This window comes from Cyclobacteriaceae bacterium (assembly GCA_030584025.1).
GTDB lineage: Bacteria > Bacteroidota > Bacteroidia > Cytophagales > Cyclobacteriaceae > UBA2336.
In genome coordinates this window covers 2,257,961-2,272,897 of the sequence record CP129487.1, presented here as the reverse complement: position 1 = coordinate 2,272,897, position 14,937 = coordinate 2,257,961, and the positions used below count along the sequence as shown (strand labels likewise).

Sequence of the window (14,937 nt, the reverse complement as noted above, 5' to 3'; positions counted from 1 at the left end):
ACGATGTTCAGAAGAATAGACATGATCAACTATGTACGCTATGTGCCTATGTGGTTTATAAAGCATGCGTTAATACACCTCATGTTATTTGTATTTATCGCACCATCCCTAAACGCACAGGACAAACACACCCGGGTTGACCTGAAGCCTTACGAGGAAGTGGTTGAAACCCTTCACTTTACATCAGGTTTTGTGCTTAAAACCGATAGGCCAAGGGTTGTTGGCAAGCAACCAAAGAAACTTATCCGGTATAATCAAAGCGGGGAACAAGTATGGTCAATCGAAATAAAACCACTTTACGATAAGCTTGATATAGACAAATTGATGGCTACACCAAATGGCGAGTATATCTATACCTTGGAAATGGGTACGCTTAGTGGATTTGGCAAATATGAACCTCAAATTACCCAGATTGATCTGAAGGGTACTGTCCGAAAATTTAAGTCTGATAAACCACAACAACTTGGTAAGTCATTGCTATCAATCTTTTGTGATGATCAATACCTGTATTACCTCACATCCCAAAATGGCGATGAAAGGCATCCTAAAAAGAAAGCAGAGGAAAAATTGTTGTTGACACGTTTCAGTCATACTGATTTTTCATCCAAAACCATTACCCTTAATGTGCCCGCTGTTTTGGCGGATGAAAATACCTCCTTCTGGTTTTACATGGGCAGCGTACGGGAGGAGCATTACCTGGCTTCCAAAACCACGTACCCTGATTTTGGCAAAAACGATTTTCAGGTAGTAACCTTTAATGCCGAGGGCGAAATAAAACGCACCATGAAGTTTGGTATTACCCTGAAGAACAAGTTCACACGGATGAGTTATGTGTACTGGCCGCAATCAGCGTCATTTGAAGACATTGTTAACTATGACAGAACATTTGCATCCGTTACATCAACCACTCCGGGTGCCGGGCCTGGCGGAGCAGGCGGTATGACTTCTACTACAACCCGTAATAACCTAACCGATGTGGCATTTGCAAATCTGTTGCTTGATGAAAAAACAAAAAGCTTTTACGCCTTTGGTTTATTAGGGCCCAAGCCTTTTAAAAATGTAGCATCCGAATACGAAGGCTTCTACATACACAAGTTTGACCTGAACGGAAACCCCGTTTGGCAATTGCAGGAATCGGAACGCACAGAACTCACCGATGATAAATTTTTCAGGGTACACGCATTGCCATACGATCGGGACATTGCCTTTCGCCCGGGTGAGGATAAGCATGAATTGGTTATTGGCTTAAAGTCGACCAATGTAACCTACACGATTGATGATGCAGGTGTTTTGACCGGTAAGCCCAAAATTCATGAAGATGTTCCGGGCATTTCCCCCTTTAGAACCGTAAGAGTGGGGAAGTCATACGCCTTCATGGAGAAAAAGGCTAAAGAGAAACTGGAGAAGCAAGTGTCGTTTGAACAGTTTCTTTTTCCTGAAAGTGAAATCGTAGTAATTCCATCCTTCAAAAAGGCGGGATTTGATTTGTATTATTTTAAAAAGTGATTAATCACCTTGTTCCGTGGGCGTGCGTATGTGTCGCAAGCAATTGTGCATTTCATGGGTAGGTCGTAGTCGACACAAATACAATTTATTTTGTTGTTCTAATGAAATGCCGCTCCTACGGAGCTTTGTTGTTGTCAATTCTGTTTTTAATGTCATGAGCCCTGTAAGGGCGACATCTCGATAGCCACGACCGTGAGGTCGGGGTAATTGATTTTAATTTACACCGCGCCAAAGATTAAGGAGTGATTGAAATGCAGCCCGCGCATGGCGCGGAATATTCGACCGTTGATCAACGGGTTATTAAAAAAAATACCTCACCTCCCATTCTCACTAAACACCTGGTACCCGATCAACAGATCTGCCAAAGGTTGAAACGACCGGTAGTAAACAAATACCTCGTATAAATTTTCGGTTTGGAAATGCGTTCCTTCAAAATGCCAGGGGGGTAATGTTTTTGATTTGACTACGTACTGGTAATCGTACCAGCCTTGTTTCAATAGGGCAGATGTAGTGTACTCGCGTTTAGCCGAGTCGTATTGCATTTTATTTTCGCGGCCTTGATTCCATTGCGTAAAGGCACCGGTAACAAACACCTCCCCATCAACCGGGGGAGAAGAAAGGGTAAAGGCTACGTTTACATAATTCGCTGCATTCACTCTCCGGTAGTCGTAGTTATCGATTAAATAATTTCCATTGTAATCCGGGTATTGCGAGTAAGCTTCATCGGAACGATTCTTATCTTTTTCAATGTAAGCCACCCAAGGTGATCGGTTCTTGTCCATATACGCCACGTTTCTTCCTGGATAAATGAGTGATCGTAAATCGAAAAAGCGAAATTCATTGCCACCTTTAAACATATTTTTCTCATCGAAGAACCGGTACTCCAGTTCCTGCACATTCTCCCGTACAAAGGCTGGCTTAACTTCCTGTACCAGGTTATCCCACCGTTGATTTTGTCGAACGGTAACATTAACCGTTTCTATGGGATTGATAAGTTCAATATTCTTATAGTTCAACGTAAAATTGATTTGCTGATTACGCACCGCTGAAACACCTGAACTCATGATTCCTCCATCACGAAGAAACACCACACGCGGATCGTAGACCATAAAGCGCTTGCTTAGGATAATGTCTTCTTTATCAGAACCACGATACACGACCACCACATAATTGCCCGGAAGTTTTACTAATGGCATTTGTGCCCAGTAGTGCACATAGGGTATCCACGTATCCAATGAAAATTCAAAATTATTGATGGGGAATTCGTTGTAGTCGGTTAAAAAGTCCAGATCCATCAGCGATGACTTCGTCCAGTTTTGGTTGCAGTGAATAATCCGGAAGTAGTAATTATCCCGTTCCGTATGCAGGTCGTCAAACTCCAAAATGAGGTTGGTTTGCCCGATTCGGGCCACAGCCGGAAATTGTTGGCTAAAAGGATCATTTTCTGCCCGGAAAAGCCGAACCGTTTTAATGTTTGCCTCGTACACGTAATCGGTTAAAAGCAGGTTTTTGGTTGTGTTTGAGCCTGTACTGCCATAAGGAATTGGGGTACAAGCACTAAACAGGAGCAGGATAAAAGCGTATTTCTTCATTTGCTTTAAAACTAAAATAATAATCTTTACCCCCTCCAACTTTTTACTGCGAGTGGGTGTCTAATCATGCAAAACGGCCGTTATATCGGGAGCATGCTCAATGAAAAGGAGCTTATTGAAGGTTGCCGCAAAGGGAGCAGGGCTGCTCAGCGGGCTTTGTACGACCGTTTTTGCAAGAAACTGATGGTGGTTTGTCTTCGGTATTCGAAATCAACAGCGGAGGCTGAAGACATATTACAAGAGGGCTTTGTTAAGGTTTTTCAGGGTTTAGATGGTTTTAGGCAAGACGCTAAACTTGAAACGTGGATGACGAGAATTATGGTGAACACGGCCCTCAACCACCATCGTAAAAAGCTTTACCTGTATCCGATGGTGGATATTGAAAAAACCGATCACCAGGAAGCACCCGAGAGTCTGTCCGGCTTGCACTTTACCGAGTTGCTCGCCATGATTCAATCCCTGCCACAGGGTTGCCAGATTGTATTCAACCTATTTGCTATTGAAGGATACAGCCATAAAGAAATTGCAGAGATGCTGGGAATCTCTGAAGGAACTTCCAAGTCGCAGTTTGCCCGTGCAAGAGCCCTCTTACAGGAAAAACTAAAAGCAGAATCAAAACAGTACAAAGCATATGGAGAAGGGAGATTTTGAGAAGAAGTGGAGCGATGCCTTTGAGGGGGCGGAGGTAAGTCCGTCTGATGCCGTTTGGACGAACGTTGAACTTGACCTTGAGCGTGCTGCCGGGGGCAAGATGAAGAAACGCATGTTGTTTTACCAGATGCTTGCGGCCGCATCACTGATCTTTGCAATGGGTGTAGCCGGGGTTTATTACCTGCAGGTAGCGCCCGAGCGCAACAACGAGATCGCTCAAAACGAGTCTGTCCAACAAGAGCAGGATATTGTTCCGGGTTCGAACGAAAATCCCGGTGCGGCCAATACGGATGGCGTACCATCAGAAACACCGGCCACCTCTTCAGTCGCTTCCAACTCCTCAACACCTGATGCATCGCTGTCAAGTAATCAGATGCTGGAAGCAACAAATAATCAAACAGAAGTAACCGGAGTTCAAAAGTCGGGCACTAACATAAAAACTAACATTAAAACCGATCAGCAAATTGATATTTCCGGAAGTAGTCAGAATAATTCAAGTGCCCTTGACGAGAAACTGTTGGCCGAAAATGATGCCTATGAAAATAAGCGTGATGAAGAGATCAAAAAATCGTCCGAAGTATTAGTCGCTCAGAATAACGATAAAATTCTGAATAGCAGAAAATTACCACCACTCATCGTAGTAAATAATCCGGAGTTGGTCATTGCCAAAAAGGAAAGTGAATCAACCGCTGATCCAGGTATGGTATTGTTGGCCAAATTAAAAGATGAGGAGAAAAAGTATGCGGAGGAAGACAAAAAGAAATCCAGACAAGAAGAGTTATGGACCTCCGTGGCGTTTGGTGCGGGAACATTCAATCCAAATTCCGGCAACGGTACCATGATTCAATCGAATAGTTTAGGCGGTTCAACGAGCAGCATGGACAGCAACCCTTCTACAGGAAGCAGTTTTTCGTTTGGGGTGCAGGTGGGCGGTAAAATCACCAATCGGTTGGTGTTGCAAGGCGGTATCAGCTACCTGACACAAAACGCTTCTTACATGTCCAACATTGCTTCGATGGAATCGGCTTCATTAAAAGCTTCATTGAATGATTTTGCTAACGGGCCTGCCAACTATGCCATTACCACCAGCCCGTATAGCGTAAACAGTAATTTGCAATACATCAGCGTGCCAACACAGCTTGGTTATGTATTGGTCGACCGGAAATTTGCCATACAGGTTAACGGGGGTGTGGCTACTGACATTTTTATTGTAAACACCCTGACACCCGACAGCGACAATGTCTCCAAGGTTTCGCAAGGGTCGGGTGAAGATTCACCTTACCGCCCCGTGTTGTTTAGCGGGTTGGTTGGCACAGAATTCAGCTACCGTTTCTCCGACCGGTATAGGATTGCCGTTAACCCGGGGTTTCGTTATGCGCTGAATTCCATGTATAAGGCAGAAGTATCAGCTGAAGCATCACCCATCACCTACGATGTGGCGTTGCGGTTCCGATATATTTTTAAATAGACCTTCCAACCATTGGTTGTGGCACAGGGTCTAACCTAACAAAACCCAAAACCTATGACAACAGTTGTTCGAACCAATCGTCTGCTGGCCTTACTTATTCTCTCCGCCTTACTTGGCTTGAGTATATTGCTTGAAGGTTGCAATGACCGATGTACAGAATCTTTTTCGTACACCTATTTCGAACCGGTTTATACCCCATTAGCCACTATACGTGCAGGTGTTAAACAGGAGTCACCCCGTGAGCTTCAGGGCTTGGGTAAAATTTATTTTAAAGATGGTTATTTGTTTGTGAATCAGCCGGGTGAAGGGATTCATGTAATCGATAATCGTGATCCTGAAAATCCGGTAACCAAAAGCTTTATTACCATTCCGGGTAATTATGACCTGGCTATCCGCAATACCACCCTTTATGCCGATAGTTACATTGACCTGGTTGCATTGGATATCTCCAATCTGGAGCAGGTAAAAGAAATCGCCCGCATGGAAAATATATTCATCAGCTATAACAGCTTGGGCTTTTATGCAAGTACAGAAATGGGTGTGGTTACCGATTGGGTAGAGAAGCAGGTGACAACTGAGGAATCGTCTTGTGATTATCCCGTAATGTTTGAGACCTGGGGTGGTTTCCGTTGGGGAGGTGGTGTGTTCATGGCAAATGCAGCTTCCTTCGATTCAAAAGCGGCCATTGCACCAGGCAATACTACCGGTGTTGGTGGTTCTATGGCGCGGTTTACCATCAGCAACGATTATTTATACATGCTGGATGGTGGTAATATTCATGTTACTGACATCAGCATTGCATCTGCACCCGAGAAGAAATCATCACAGTACGTGATGTGGGATATTGAGACCATTTTTCCGTATGACAATAAGCTCTTCATTGGTGCGCGCAGTGGCATGCATATCTATGATTTGGCAACGCCTGAAAATCCAGAAAAAATATCTACCTATTCACATATCAACAGCTGCGATCCGGTTGTGGTAAGCGGTGACTATGCGTATGTAACGTTGCGGTCAGGTACGCAATGCCAGGGATTTGCCAATCAGTTGGAAGTACTGGATATTTCCAATCTGGCTTCACCTTCCTTGGTAAAGGTATATCCTATGCACAATCCGCATGGTTTGGGTGTGGATGATCCGGTTTTGTTCATTTGCGATGGCGATGATGGTTTGAAAATCTATGATGCTACCGATAAGTTGAAGATTGATCAGAACCTGATCAAGCATTATAAAAACATTCATGCCTATGATGCGATACCTTTAGGTGGCGTCCTAATGCTTATTGGTGAAGATGGAATTTTTCAATACGATTATAGCGATTTGAATAATATTTCCCTGCTAAGCCATATCCAGGTTCAGGATGAATAATCGTGTACGCTGGTATAGCTTGTTAATAAGCATTCTGACTTTAAGCAAATTCTGTTTTGCGCAAACGGATTCATTGATCGTAAGCGATAAACGCTACTTCAATCAATTTACAACTGGTGCACTCATTGGTTGCGGATATTGTCCGCGAGGAAAGGATTTTACGTTGAGCATGCTGACCATGCATGGCGCCAGACTGACCCCTACCGTGAAAGTTGGGTTAGGCGTTGGAATGGATGTGTACAACGATTGGCGTTTATTCCCTTTAATGGCAGGAATTATTTTCGATAGGGAGCAGCGCAGTAATGCGTTCTTTCTTCAAATCAATGCGGGTTATGCCTGGGGCCGTTTTCTAGCTCCTGAGCCGTGGTGGGCTTCTGATTTTAAAGAGCGTGGCGGCTTCACTTTTAATCCCATGTTGGGTTACCGAATTGGTAAGGATAAACTGCGCATTCAGGTACAAGCCGGTTACAAGTACCAGGCTGCACGAACGACATTAGAAAACATTGGTGCCTGGGGTGGCAATACCACCAAACGTGAGTACGATTTAAACCGCTTTATTTTTCAGCTCGGCTTTGGGCTTCGGTAGTTTGGTTTGCATAAGAATACTTAATGGTATTCATTTTAAATATAAATGAAAACTAATGACATGGGTTTGGCAATTTTGCGCGAATTAAACCCATGTATAGATGACACGAATAACAGTTGCCAAAGGCGATGGTATCGGACCGGAAATTATGGATGCCACACTCGCCATCATTCAAGCTGCCGGGGCAAAAATTGAAATTGATGAAATTGAAGTTGGTGAAAAAGTGTACCTGGCAGGTAACACCTCGGGTATCGCCAAAGAATCCTGGGACATTATCCGCAGGAACAAGATTTTCCTGAAAGCCCCCATCACCACACCACAGGGTGGCGGATACAAAAGCCTCAACGTAACCACGCGCAAATTTCTGGGCTTGTATGCCAATATCCGGCCATGCATCAGCCTTCATCCCTTTGTGCAAACCAAACATCCCATTATGGATGTGGTGATTGTTCGTGAAAACGAAGAAGACCTGTATGCAGGTATTGAGCATCAGCAAACCGATGAGGTCGTGCAATGCCTTAAGCTGATCAGCCGCCCGGGTTGTGAGAAGATTGTTCGTTATGCGTTTGAATATGCGAAGCAGTATGGTCGCAAAAAAGTAACCTGCTTCACCAAGGATAACATCATGAAACAAACCGATGGACTCTTCCATCAGGTGTTTGATGAAATTGCAAAGGAGTACCCGGAAATCGAAAATGAACATTGGATCATCGACATCGGGGCGGCAAAAATGGCCGATACGCCTGAAGCATTTGATGTGATTGTCATGCCCAATCTTTATGGAGATGTATTATCCGATGTAGCGGCACAAATTGCGGGCTCTGTTGGATTGGCTGGTTCGGCCAACATTGGCGAACAGTGTGCGATGTTTGAAGCCATTCATGGTTCTGCGCCACGAAGAGCCGGACAAAACATGGCGAATCCTTCTGGGTTGTTGCAAGGTGCCATCATGATGCTGAATCACATTGGCCAGACTGAGGTTGCAGAGAAGGTACAAAATGCCTGGTTGAAAACCATTGAGGATGGCATTCATACATATGATATTTATAAAGAAGATACGAGCAAACAGAAAGTGGGAACACGTGAGTTTGCAGAGGCAGTGATTGCAAACTTGGGTAAGAAGCCATCACAACTTAAACCCGTTACGTATGCCAAATCAACTACCCTGAATCTTAAAAAGTATAGCCGCAAAGCACCTGCAAAAAAGGAGCTTGTGGGTGTTGATTTGTTTGTGCAATGGAATGAAAATTCTGCGGACAAGCTGGCGGAACTTTTAAAGCCGGTACAACTAAGTGATGTATCACTTTCTATGATCACCAACCGAGGGATAAAAGTTTGGCCTGAAGGTTTTGAAGAGACATTCTGCACCGACCATTGGCGCTGTCGCTTTAAGCCTTCCAATAACCGCCTGTTGACCAAAGAAGAAATCATTCAACTTTTACAACGGGCAACCGACAATCAGATTGATGTGATTAAAACCGAAAACCTTTATCATTTTGACGGTAAACCTGCTTACTCGCTGGGTCAAGGTCAGTAATGCATGATTTCTGAATTTCAGGAGGAAGTAACTGAGCATGGCAAGGATCGCCCAGAGCGGTCCTTGTTATGCAAAGTGTATAGTGCTTCAATCTTTAGGTGGATTGCGATTTCTCGTCAATCTCAATGGCAAGCTGCTCCCATTTCTGATTAGCTTCCTGTAGTTGTGCCATTATCTTATCAAAAGCTTGTTGCACTTCCTGCAGTTTTTCGTAGTTGCTGAAAACTTCAGGCAAGGTCATTTGCGCTTCCAATTTATTTTTTTCAGTGGTAAGCGTTTCAATTTTTTGCTCAGTCTTTTCAAGCTCGCGTTGTAGCGGCTTCAACGATTGCGACTGCCCATTGGAGGGAGCAGGTTTTTCTTTAGGTGGAGCAGGTGTTTTGGCCACCGGTTTTTCCTGTGATTGTTTCGTTTCGCCTTCTTTCTTCTTTTTCCAATAGTCGTACTCTTCGTAGCTTCCCGGGTACTCCTTGATCTGATGATCTTCAATGTACCAGATTTTGTTTGCTACCTGACTGATGAAATGTCGGTTGTGTGAAACCACCACAAAACTTCCCTGGTATTGCTGCAAGGCCTGAATTAAAATGTTTTCTGAAATAAAATCCAGGTGGTTGGTAGGTTCATCCAGCAATAGAAAGTTGGCTTCGGAGATCAATGTTTTGGCCAACGCTACACGTGATTTTTCTCCACCGGAGAGTACCTTGATTTTTTTGAACACATCTTCATCCGAAAAGAGGAAACAGCCCAACACATTCCTAAGTTGTTGTTCGGTTTTGCCTGAACCGGCCTGCTTCAATTCATCCAGAATTTCGTTATCCACATGAAGGGATTCAAGTTGGTGTTGAGCAAAAAATCCTTGGATCACATTGTAGCCTAGTGTGCGTTTGCCTTCAATAGGTTCAGTGCCAGAGATGATGCGCAACAGGGTAGACTTACCTTTTCCGTTGGCACCGATCAATGCAATTTTGTCGCCCCGTTCAATGGTGGCGGAAGTATGTTTTAAAATCTGAAGATCACCATACGCTTTGGAAACATCTTGCAACGTAACAATGTATCGGCCCGGTTGCTGGTTGAAGGTGAATTTGAAATTTACGGCAGCGTTATCTTGAACCACTTCTTCAATCCGTTCCATGCGGTCAAGCGCCTTTACACGCGACTGCACCTGGCGTGCTTTTGTAGCTTTTGCCCTAAACCGTTCAATAAAGCGTTCCGTTTGCCGGATTTTCTGTTGCTGATTTTCAAACGCGTTTTGTTGTATTTCTTCGCGTAATTCTTTTTCCTCCAGGTAAAAGGAGTAGTTGCCCTCGTATGAGATCAGTTGTTGCTGGGTAACGTCCACAATTTTCGTCACCACATTGTCCAGAAAAGTTCTGTCATGCGAAACAATGATCACCGCGCCATCATAATTTCTCAGGTAATTCTCCACCCACTCAATGGAGGGAAGATCAAGGTGGTTTGTTGGTTCATCCAGCATAAGTAAGGAAGGCTTTTCCAACAACAGTTTGGCGAGCATTACGCGCATGCGCCACCCTCCTGAAAATTCTTTTAGTGGCCGGTGTAAGTCGGCTGTCACAAAACCAATACCCTCCAGTACTTCTTCTGCTTTGGCCTGCAATCCATAACCGCCCAGATGATCGTATTTTTCTTGCAAACGCGTGAGTTTTTCAACCCACTCTTCGCGGTATTCTTTTTCCAGTTTATGAATCAGGGTTTCGATTTCCCGTTCCATGTCAACCACATCTTTAAAGGCCTGCATAGCCACGGTAAGGATGGAGTCATCGGTTTGGTAGGAGAGCAGATCCTGGTTTAGAAAGCCGAGTGTACACTCGTTACTTTTACTAATGCTTCCTGAATCGGGGGTAAGTTCTCCATTGATTAATTTCAGCAAGGTTGATTTACCGCGACCGTTTAAGCCAATCAAACCAATCTTATCCTTGGGTTTAATGAACATGTTGGCGTTTTCATACAAAGCCCGGCCGCCAATAAAATACGAAAGATTGGTAATGGAGATCATTTGGCCGCAAAGATAATGGATGCGCTATCCGAACCCAATAAACAAACGGATCATTAAACCGTTACTGGAATTGAGGTTTTAATTAAACCCGATTTACTCTAATTTGCCCTTCTAAAATCGAGAAATTATGCGTGCATTTAAATTCGGAGCAATTGTATTGATGGCAGGCCTGCTGCAATGTAATAACGGTACCAAGCCTGAAGTTGAATTACCTGTAGGAGAGGATGGAAGCGTTGTGGCGTTAACGGAATATTCCAAAACGCTGCCGTTGGAAAAAATTAAGTTGCCGGCTGGATTCAAAATAGAAGTGTTTGCCGAAGTGGATAATGCGCGTTCGATGGTGATGAGTCCTTCAGGCGTTTTATACATCGGCAACCGGAATGGTGATAAGGTGTATGCCGTAAAAGATACCGATGGCGATTTTAAGGCCGATAAAAAATGGACGATAGCTTCGGGTCTTAATATGCCTAACGGAGTGGCCTTTAAAGATGGCGACCTTTATGTGGCTGAAGTGAACCGCATTTTGAAGTATAGCGGCATTGAATCCAAGCTGGCCAACCCACCCGCACCTGAAATTATTAACGATAAATATCCTACTGAAACCCATCACGGCTGGAAGTACATTGCCTTTGGGCCCGATGGGAAACTGTACGTTCCGGTTGGTGCGCCTTGCAACATTTGTGAATCGAAAGATGAAGTATATGCCAGCATAACCCGAATTAATCCGGATGGAAGTGGACGCGAAATTTTTGCCAGCGGTGTGCGCAATACCGTAGGCTTTACCTGGCACCCGGTAACCAAAGAGTTGTGGTTTACCGACAATGGTCGTGATATGTTGGGCGATGACATTCCTCCATGTGAATTAAACCGTGCCTCAAAAGCAGGTATGCATTTTGGATACCCGTATTGCCATGGAGGAACGATTAAAGATCCCCAGTTTGGCGATAAACGTCCGTGTAGCGATTTCACAGTGCCCGCGCAAAACTTAGGTCCGCATACGGCACCGCTGGGCATCAAATTTTATACAGGTAATATGTTTCCATCAGGGTATAAAAACCAGGCGTTTATTGCCGAACATGGCTCCTGGAATCGTTCAAAGAAAATCGGCTATCGGGTGAGCCTGGTAAAAGTTGAAAACAACACCAAGGCCACCAGTTATGAAACCTTTGCCAGTGGTTGGTTGGATGATGAAACGCAAAAAGTTTGGGGGCGCCCGGTAGATGTGCTGGTATTGAACGATGGCTCCATGCTGGTTTCAGATGATCAGGCAAATGTGGTGTACCGGATTTCGTATAAACCTTAAACTACACGTGCGTTTTCCTTATCATTTAACCAGTAACCCCTGCCCTTAGGAATTAGAAGGGCGTAGCTCGCATGCATCCTGTTCTCTTTAAACTCGGTAGCATAACCATTTACAGCTACGGCTTTTTGATAGCCATTGGTGTGGTATGTGGCGTGACTTATTTGGCCGTGCGGGGAAAGAAGGAAGTAGGGTTGACCTTTGATCAGGCTAACAATTTATTTCTCCTGATTTTCATCGCTGCTCTGGTGGGCGGTAAGGTCTTTTTATTTTTTGAAAACCCTTCAGCGTATCTGGCAAACCCCGGGCGATTGTTTACCGGAAGCGGATTCGTATTTTATGGATCGTTCCTGTTTGCCGTACCTACTATGCTGTGGTTCTTTAAAAAGAACAAGCTCCCGGTTTATCAGATGCTGGACATCATGGCTATTGTTACGTGCCTTGTGCACATGTTTGGCCGCGTTGGCTGTTTTATGGCCGGCTGTTGCCATGGTAAACCCACCACATCGTGGTTTAGTGTAATCTTCACCGACCCAGCATGCCAGGCAGAGCCGCTGAATACACCCTTATATCCAACTCAACTGATGGAGGCAGGTTTTATTTTGTTGGTTATGATGTTGCTGCTGTTCATCCGGCAACGCAAACAATTTCATGGACAACTGTTTGTATTGTACCTGCTTTTGTACGCCTTGGGTAGGTTTGTATTGGAGTATTTCAGGGGAGATGAGGTACGCGGATTTGTAATTGAAGGGTATGTTTCGCACTCACAATTTATCGCCCTGATCATTTTTGGTATTGGCCTTTGGGTATACCAAAACTGGTCTAAACGAAATAAGGTTATACCGGCAAAGAAAAAATAGCAGGATTTTAGAAGTCGTCTGCAATATCATCAATCTTCTTGCGCTTGTCTTCTTCCATCATTTTCCTGACGATAGCTGAAGAATAGTAAAGCTGCAATGTTTTCTTAGATGCCTTGCTGAATTTCAGCGTCAGGTTTTTGCCCATCCACGTATAGGTTTCATCGCGAACATCGTAGTTGGGACGGCCGAGAACCTTCTCCATGCCTTTCATTAAACGTGAGTCCTGATCGGTGATTACGGTGATCTCGTAAATCAGGTCTTTGTAGGTTTTTACTTCGATCTTGTTTACAGCTACTTCGCCAATGGTGGCGTTATCTGGATGAACCACTTCGTATAGCTTGGCGGGGTGGTGGCCTTTTTCTTTAATATCTTTTTTGAAAACCGCACCCGGCACGGAATCAATATGCATGGTCATTTTGATATTCTTAAAACCGTTTCGCTTATCCAATTCGGTCAGGTCATCTTGCGCGAGGAGAGCAACCGAGAAAAAGCAGGTTAAAAAAAATGGGATTACTGACTTCATAGCTTAGGTTCAATGAATTGAAAGGGAATTGAAATTTTAGTTCTGTCCCAAAGAAGCAAAAGATCGGCCACATTGTTGCGTTGATCGAGTGAAATTGTAAAAGCTTCGTAGGGTATTGGATTATCTGCCACGGGCACCTCAAACCGAATCAGATCAAGTTTGGGATTATAATTATAGGAGCCCCACAGCCCGTTTTCTTTATTAATGATGATCGTCCATTTTTCAGGATTGGGAATAGTAAACAAGGAATAAGTACCGGCAGGAATCAGGTTGCCACCAACATATGCTTCTTTGGTGAGTGTAAATTCTGTAGCCTCATTCGCACCTGTTCGCCATACTTCATTGTACGGCACCAGTTTTCCAAACACTTCGCGCCCGCGCTTATGCGGCTGACTGTACGTGAGCTTCAGGTAGGTGTCCTTATAACGAGCGGTGACAATTGCAGTTGGGCTGAGGCGTGGCTTTACAGCCTGCTGGGCTTCTGCCGCCATTGCCGAAGTGATAAGAAAATAGAGAATTAAAAAGCGATACGTTGTTTGAACCATTCTACACCATTAACTTGGCGAATATAACAGTGTTCGTACTGAATTTTAAATTATACCTCAAATCTACACATGTCACGCCCCGCTTTCGATGATATTTTTATGGAACTGGCCGTAAATCTTGCCAAGCGGTCGCATTGCATTAAGCGCCATGTGGGTGCGGTGCTTACCAAAGATACCCGCATCATTTCCATTGGTTATAATGGGCCGCCATCCGGCACGCATAACTGCGATGAAGAGTGGCCTGCTGCAGGGTGTCCGCGTGATTCAAAAGGAGGTTGCTCGCTGGCCATTCATGCGGAGCAGAACGCCATACTTTACGCAGTGAAGAACAAGACCGCTGTGGAGGGCTCAACCCTGTATGTTACGTTGTCGCCATGCCTGGCGTGTGCACGTATCATTTACTCCATGGGTATTACCCGTGTTATTTACCTGAACTCCTATGCCGAGCACAAGGGGCTTGCTTCCGATGAGGGGGTTGACTTTCTGCAGCGTTTTGGTGTTCACGCTGAAAAATATGCTGGTCAGCTGACCAACGTTACCCACATGATTTAGACGGTGGTTTGCTTCAGGGCTTTTTCCAGGTCGGTAATAAGTTTAGCCGGAACCGCCTTCGCATTTTTTGTTTTTAATGACTTAAACACGGCAAGGGCTTCTGAACCTTTTTGAATCAAGCCAATTGGATTTTTATCGTACCGGTAACTTCCCAGGCACCAGGCAATGTCGGCTTGAAGTTGAGGTTCTGCATTCAGGGATTGAAGTTTTTCAAGAACCTGCTCGCTGATTTTTTCAATTGATACAGCACTTGCTTTTGCTTTGCTACGTGGTGCCGCTGCTTTTTTTGCAGGTGCCGATTTTTTTTCAGTTGCTTTAGCCATGATGGTCGTTTTTGGTTTCAGAATCTGAATTTCTTCATCAAAATTACGACCTCATGAAAGGGTGTTGCAAGCTTGAAGGCTTATTAATTTCCGCAACCGTGTGAATGGGAAG

Annotated in this window: 14 protein-coding genes; 9 read left to right on the top strand and 5 right to left on the bottom strand. The window is 44.4% G+C overall.

From position 1 onward, the window contains the following. Positions 1-3 precede the first annotated feature (3 nt). Positions 4-1,506, top strand: a complete 1,503-nt coding sequence (locus tag QY309_10105; GenBank protein ID WKZ58221.1) for a hypothetical protein — start codon at positions 4-6, stop codon at positions 1,504-1,506. 314 nt (positions 1,507-1,820) lie between these two features. Here QY309_10105 and QY309_10100 read toward each other — a convergent pair whose 3' ends face one another. Beyond that, on the bottom strand, positions 1,821-3,098 hold the full coding sequence (locus QY309_10100; GenBank protein WKZ58220.1) for a DUF5103 domain-containing protein: 1,278 nt from the start codon (positions 3,096-3,098) through the stop codon (positions 1,821-1,823). A 66-nt stretch (positions 3,099-3,164) separates the two neighbouring features. Here QY309_10100 and QY309_10095 point away from each other — a divergent pair, with 66 nt between their 5' ends. The 5 genes from QY309_10095 (at position 3,165) to QY309_10075 (ending at position 8,708) form a co-directional block, all read left to right on the top strand. Further along, positions 3,165-3,749 carry a sigma-70 family RNA polymerase sigma factor gene (locus QY309_10095; protein ID WKZ58219.1) on the top strand — a complete coding sequence of 195 codons (585 nt, stop codon included), beginning with the start codon at positions 3,165-3,167 and terminating at the stop codon, positions 3,747-3,749. Continuing rightward, on the top strand, positions 3,730-5,217 hold the full coding sequence (locus QY309_10090) for a hypothetical protein (protein WKZ58218.1): 1,488 nt from the start codon (positions 3,730-3,732) through the stop codon (positions 5,215-5,217). The genes QY309_10095 and QY309_10090 overlap by 20 nt, the downstream gene beginning before the upstream one ends. Before the next feature lie 54 nt (positions 5,218-5,271). Beyond that, positions 5,272-6,585 carry a hypothetical protein gene (locus tag QY309_10085; protein WKZ58217.1) on the top strand — a complete coding sequence of 438 codons (1,314 nt, stop codon included), beginning with the start codon at positions 5,272-5,274 and terminating at the stop codon, positions 6,583-6,585. Continuing rightward, a complete protein-coding gene (locus QY309_10080) occupies positions 6,578-7,171 on the top strand; it encodes a hypothetical protein (GenBank protein WKZ58216.1) in 594 nt (197 codons plus the stop codon). Before QY309_10085 ends, QY309_10080 begins: the two co-directional genes overlap by 8 nt. 100 nt (positions 7,172-7,271) lie before the next feature. Then, positions 7,272-8,708 carry an NADP-dependent isocitrate dehydrogenase gene (locus QY309_10075; GenBank protein ID WKZ58215.1) on the top strand — a complete coding sequence of 479 codons (1,437 nt, stop codon included), beginning with the start codon at positions 7,272-7,274 and terminating at the stop codon, positions 8,706-8,708. Between the two features lie 94 nt (positions 8,709-8,802). On the opposite strand, the gene QY309_10070 is transcribed toward QY309_10075, so the two are convergent. Beyond that, positions 8,803-10,722, bottom strand: a complete 1,920-nt coding sequence (locus QY309_10070) for an ABC-F family ATP-binding cassette domain-containing protein (protein ID WKZ58214.1) — start codon at positions 10,720-10,722, stop codon at positions 8,803-8,805. Positions 10,723-10,849: 127 nt separating this feature from the next. Here QY309_10070 and QY309_10065 point away from each other — a divergent pair, with 127 nt between their 5' ends. Together QY309_10065 and lgt are read left to right on the top strand one after the other, a co-directional pair. Beyond that, positions 10,850-12,025 (top strand): sorbosone dehydrogenase family protein, encoded by a 1,176-nt coding sequence (locus QY309_10065; protein ID WKZ58213.1) that lies wholly within the window; start codon positions 10,850-10,852, stop codon positions 12,023-12,025. Between the two features lie 71 nt (positions 12,026-12,096). Beyond that, positions 12,097-12,882 carry a prolipoprotein diacylglyceryl transferase gene (gene lgt, locus QY309_10060; GenBank protein ID WKZ58212.1) on the top strand — a complete coding sequence of 262 codons (786 nt, stop codon included), beginning with the start codon at positions 12,097-12,099 and terminating at the stop codon, positions 12,880-12,882. Between the two features lie 7 nt (positions 12,883-12,889). Here lgt and QY309_10055 read toward each other — a convergent pair whose 3' ends face one another. Both QY309_10055 and QY309_10050 read right to left on the bottom strand, forming a co-directional pair. Continuing rightward, positions 12,890-13,405 (bottom strand): hypothetical protein, encoded by a 516-nt coding sequence (locus QY309_10055; GenBank protein ID WKZ58211.1) that lies wholly within the window; start codon positions 13,403-13,405, stop codon positions 12,890-12,892. Further along, positions 13,402-13,950, bottom strand: a complete 549-nt coding sequence (locus QY309_10050) for a DUF2911 domain-containing protein (protein WKZ58210.1) — start codon at positions 13,948-13,950, stop codon at positions 13,402-13,404. The genes QY309_10055 and QY309_10050 overlap by 4 nt, the downstream gene beginning before the upstream one ends. 69 nt (positions 13,951-14,019) lie before the next feature. Between QY309_10050 and QY309_10045 the strand changes: the two genes are divergently transcribed. Further along, positions 14,020-14,502 carry a dCMP deaminase family protein gene (locus tag QY309_10045; GenBank protein WKZ58209.1) on the top strand — a complete coding sequence of 161 codons (483 nt, stop codon included), beginning with the start codon at positions 14,020-14,022 and terminating at the stop codon, positions 14,500-14,502. Here QY309_10045 and QY309_10040 read toward each other — a convergent pair. Next, on the bottom strand, positions 14,499-14,825 hold the full coding sequence (locus QY309_10040) for a hypothetical protein (GenBank protein ID WKZ58208.1): 327 nt from the start codon (positions 14,823-14,825) through the stop codon (positions 14,499-14,501). The two genes, QY309_10045 and QY309_10040, sit on opposite strands and share 4 nt — an antisense overlap. Positions 14,826-14,937 lie beyond the last annotated feature (112 nt).

Excerpts from the sequence above, each read along its gene's own strand:
- QY309_10065 (WKZ58213.1), top strand. The coding sequence starts at position 10,850 with ATGCGTGCATTTAAATTCGGAGCAATTGTATTGATGGCAGGCCTGCTG.
- QY309_10090 (WKZ58218.1), top strand. The coding sequence starts at position 3,730 with ATGGAGAAGGGAGATTTTGAGAAGAAGTGGAGCGATGCCTTTGAGGGG.
- lgt (WKZ58212.1), top strand. The coding sequence starts at position 12,097 with ATGCATCCTGTTCTCTTTAAACTCGGTAGCATAACCATTTACAGCTAC.
- QY309_10095 (WKZ58219.1), top strand. The coding sequence starts at position 3,165 with ATGCAAAACGGCCGTTATATCGGGAGCATGCTCAATGAAAAGGAGCTT.
- QY309_10070 (WKZ58214.1), bottom strand. The coding sequence starts at position 10,722 with ATGATCTCCATTACCAATCTTTCGTATTTTATTGGCGGCCGGGCTTTG.
- QY309_10100 (WKZ58220.1), bottom strand. The coding sequence starts at position 3,098 with ATGAAGAAATACGCTTTTATCCTGCTCCTGTTTAGTGCTTGTACCCCA.
- QY309_10085 (WKZ58217.1), top strand. The coding sequence starts at position 5,272 with ATGACAACAGTTGTTCGAACCAATCGTCTGCTGGCCTTACTTATTCTC.
- QY309_10040 (WKZ58208.1), bottom strand. The coding sequence starts at position 14,825 with ATGGCTAAAGCAACTGAAAAAAAATCGGCACCTGCAAAAAAAGCAGCG.
- QY309_10075 (WKZ58215.1), top strand. The coding sequence starts at position 7,272 with ATGACACGAATAACAGTTGCCAAAGGCGATGGTATCGGACCGGAAATT.
- QY309_10080 (WKZ58216.1), top strand. The coding sequence starts at position 6,578 with ATGAATAATCGTGTACGCTGGTATAGCTTGTTAATAAGCATTCTGACT.
- QY309_10045 (WKZ58209.1), top strand. The coding sequence starts at position 14,020 with ATGTCACGCCCCGCTTTCGATGATATTTTTATGGAACTGGCCGTAAAT.
- QY309_10055 (WKZ58211.1), bottom strand. The coding sequence starts at position 13,405 with ATGAAGTCAGTAATCCCATTTTTTTTAACCTGCTTTTTCTCGGTTGCT.
- QY309_10050 (WKZ58210.1), bottom strand. The coding sequence starts at position 13,950 with ATGGTTCAAACAACGTATCGCTTTTTAATTCTCTATTTTCTTATCACT.
- QY309_10105 (WKZ58221.1), top strand. The coding sequence starts at position 4 with ATGTTCAGAAGAATAGACATGATCAACTATGTACGCTATGTGCCTATG.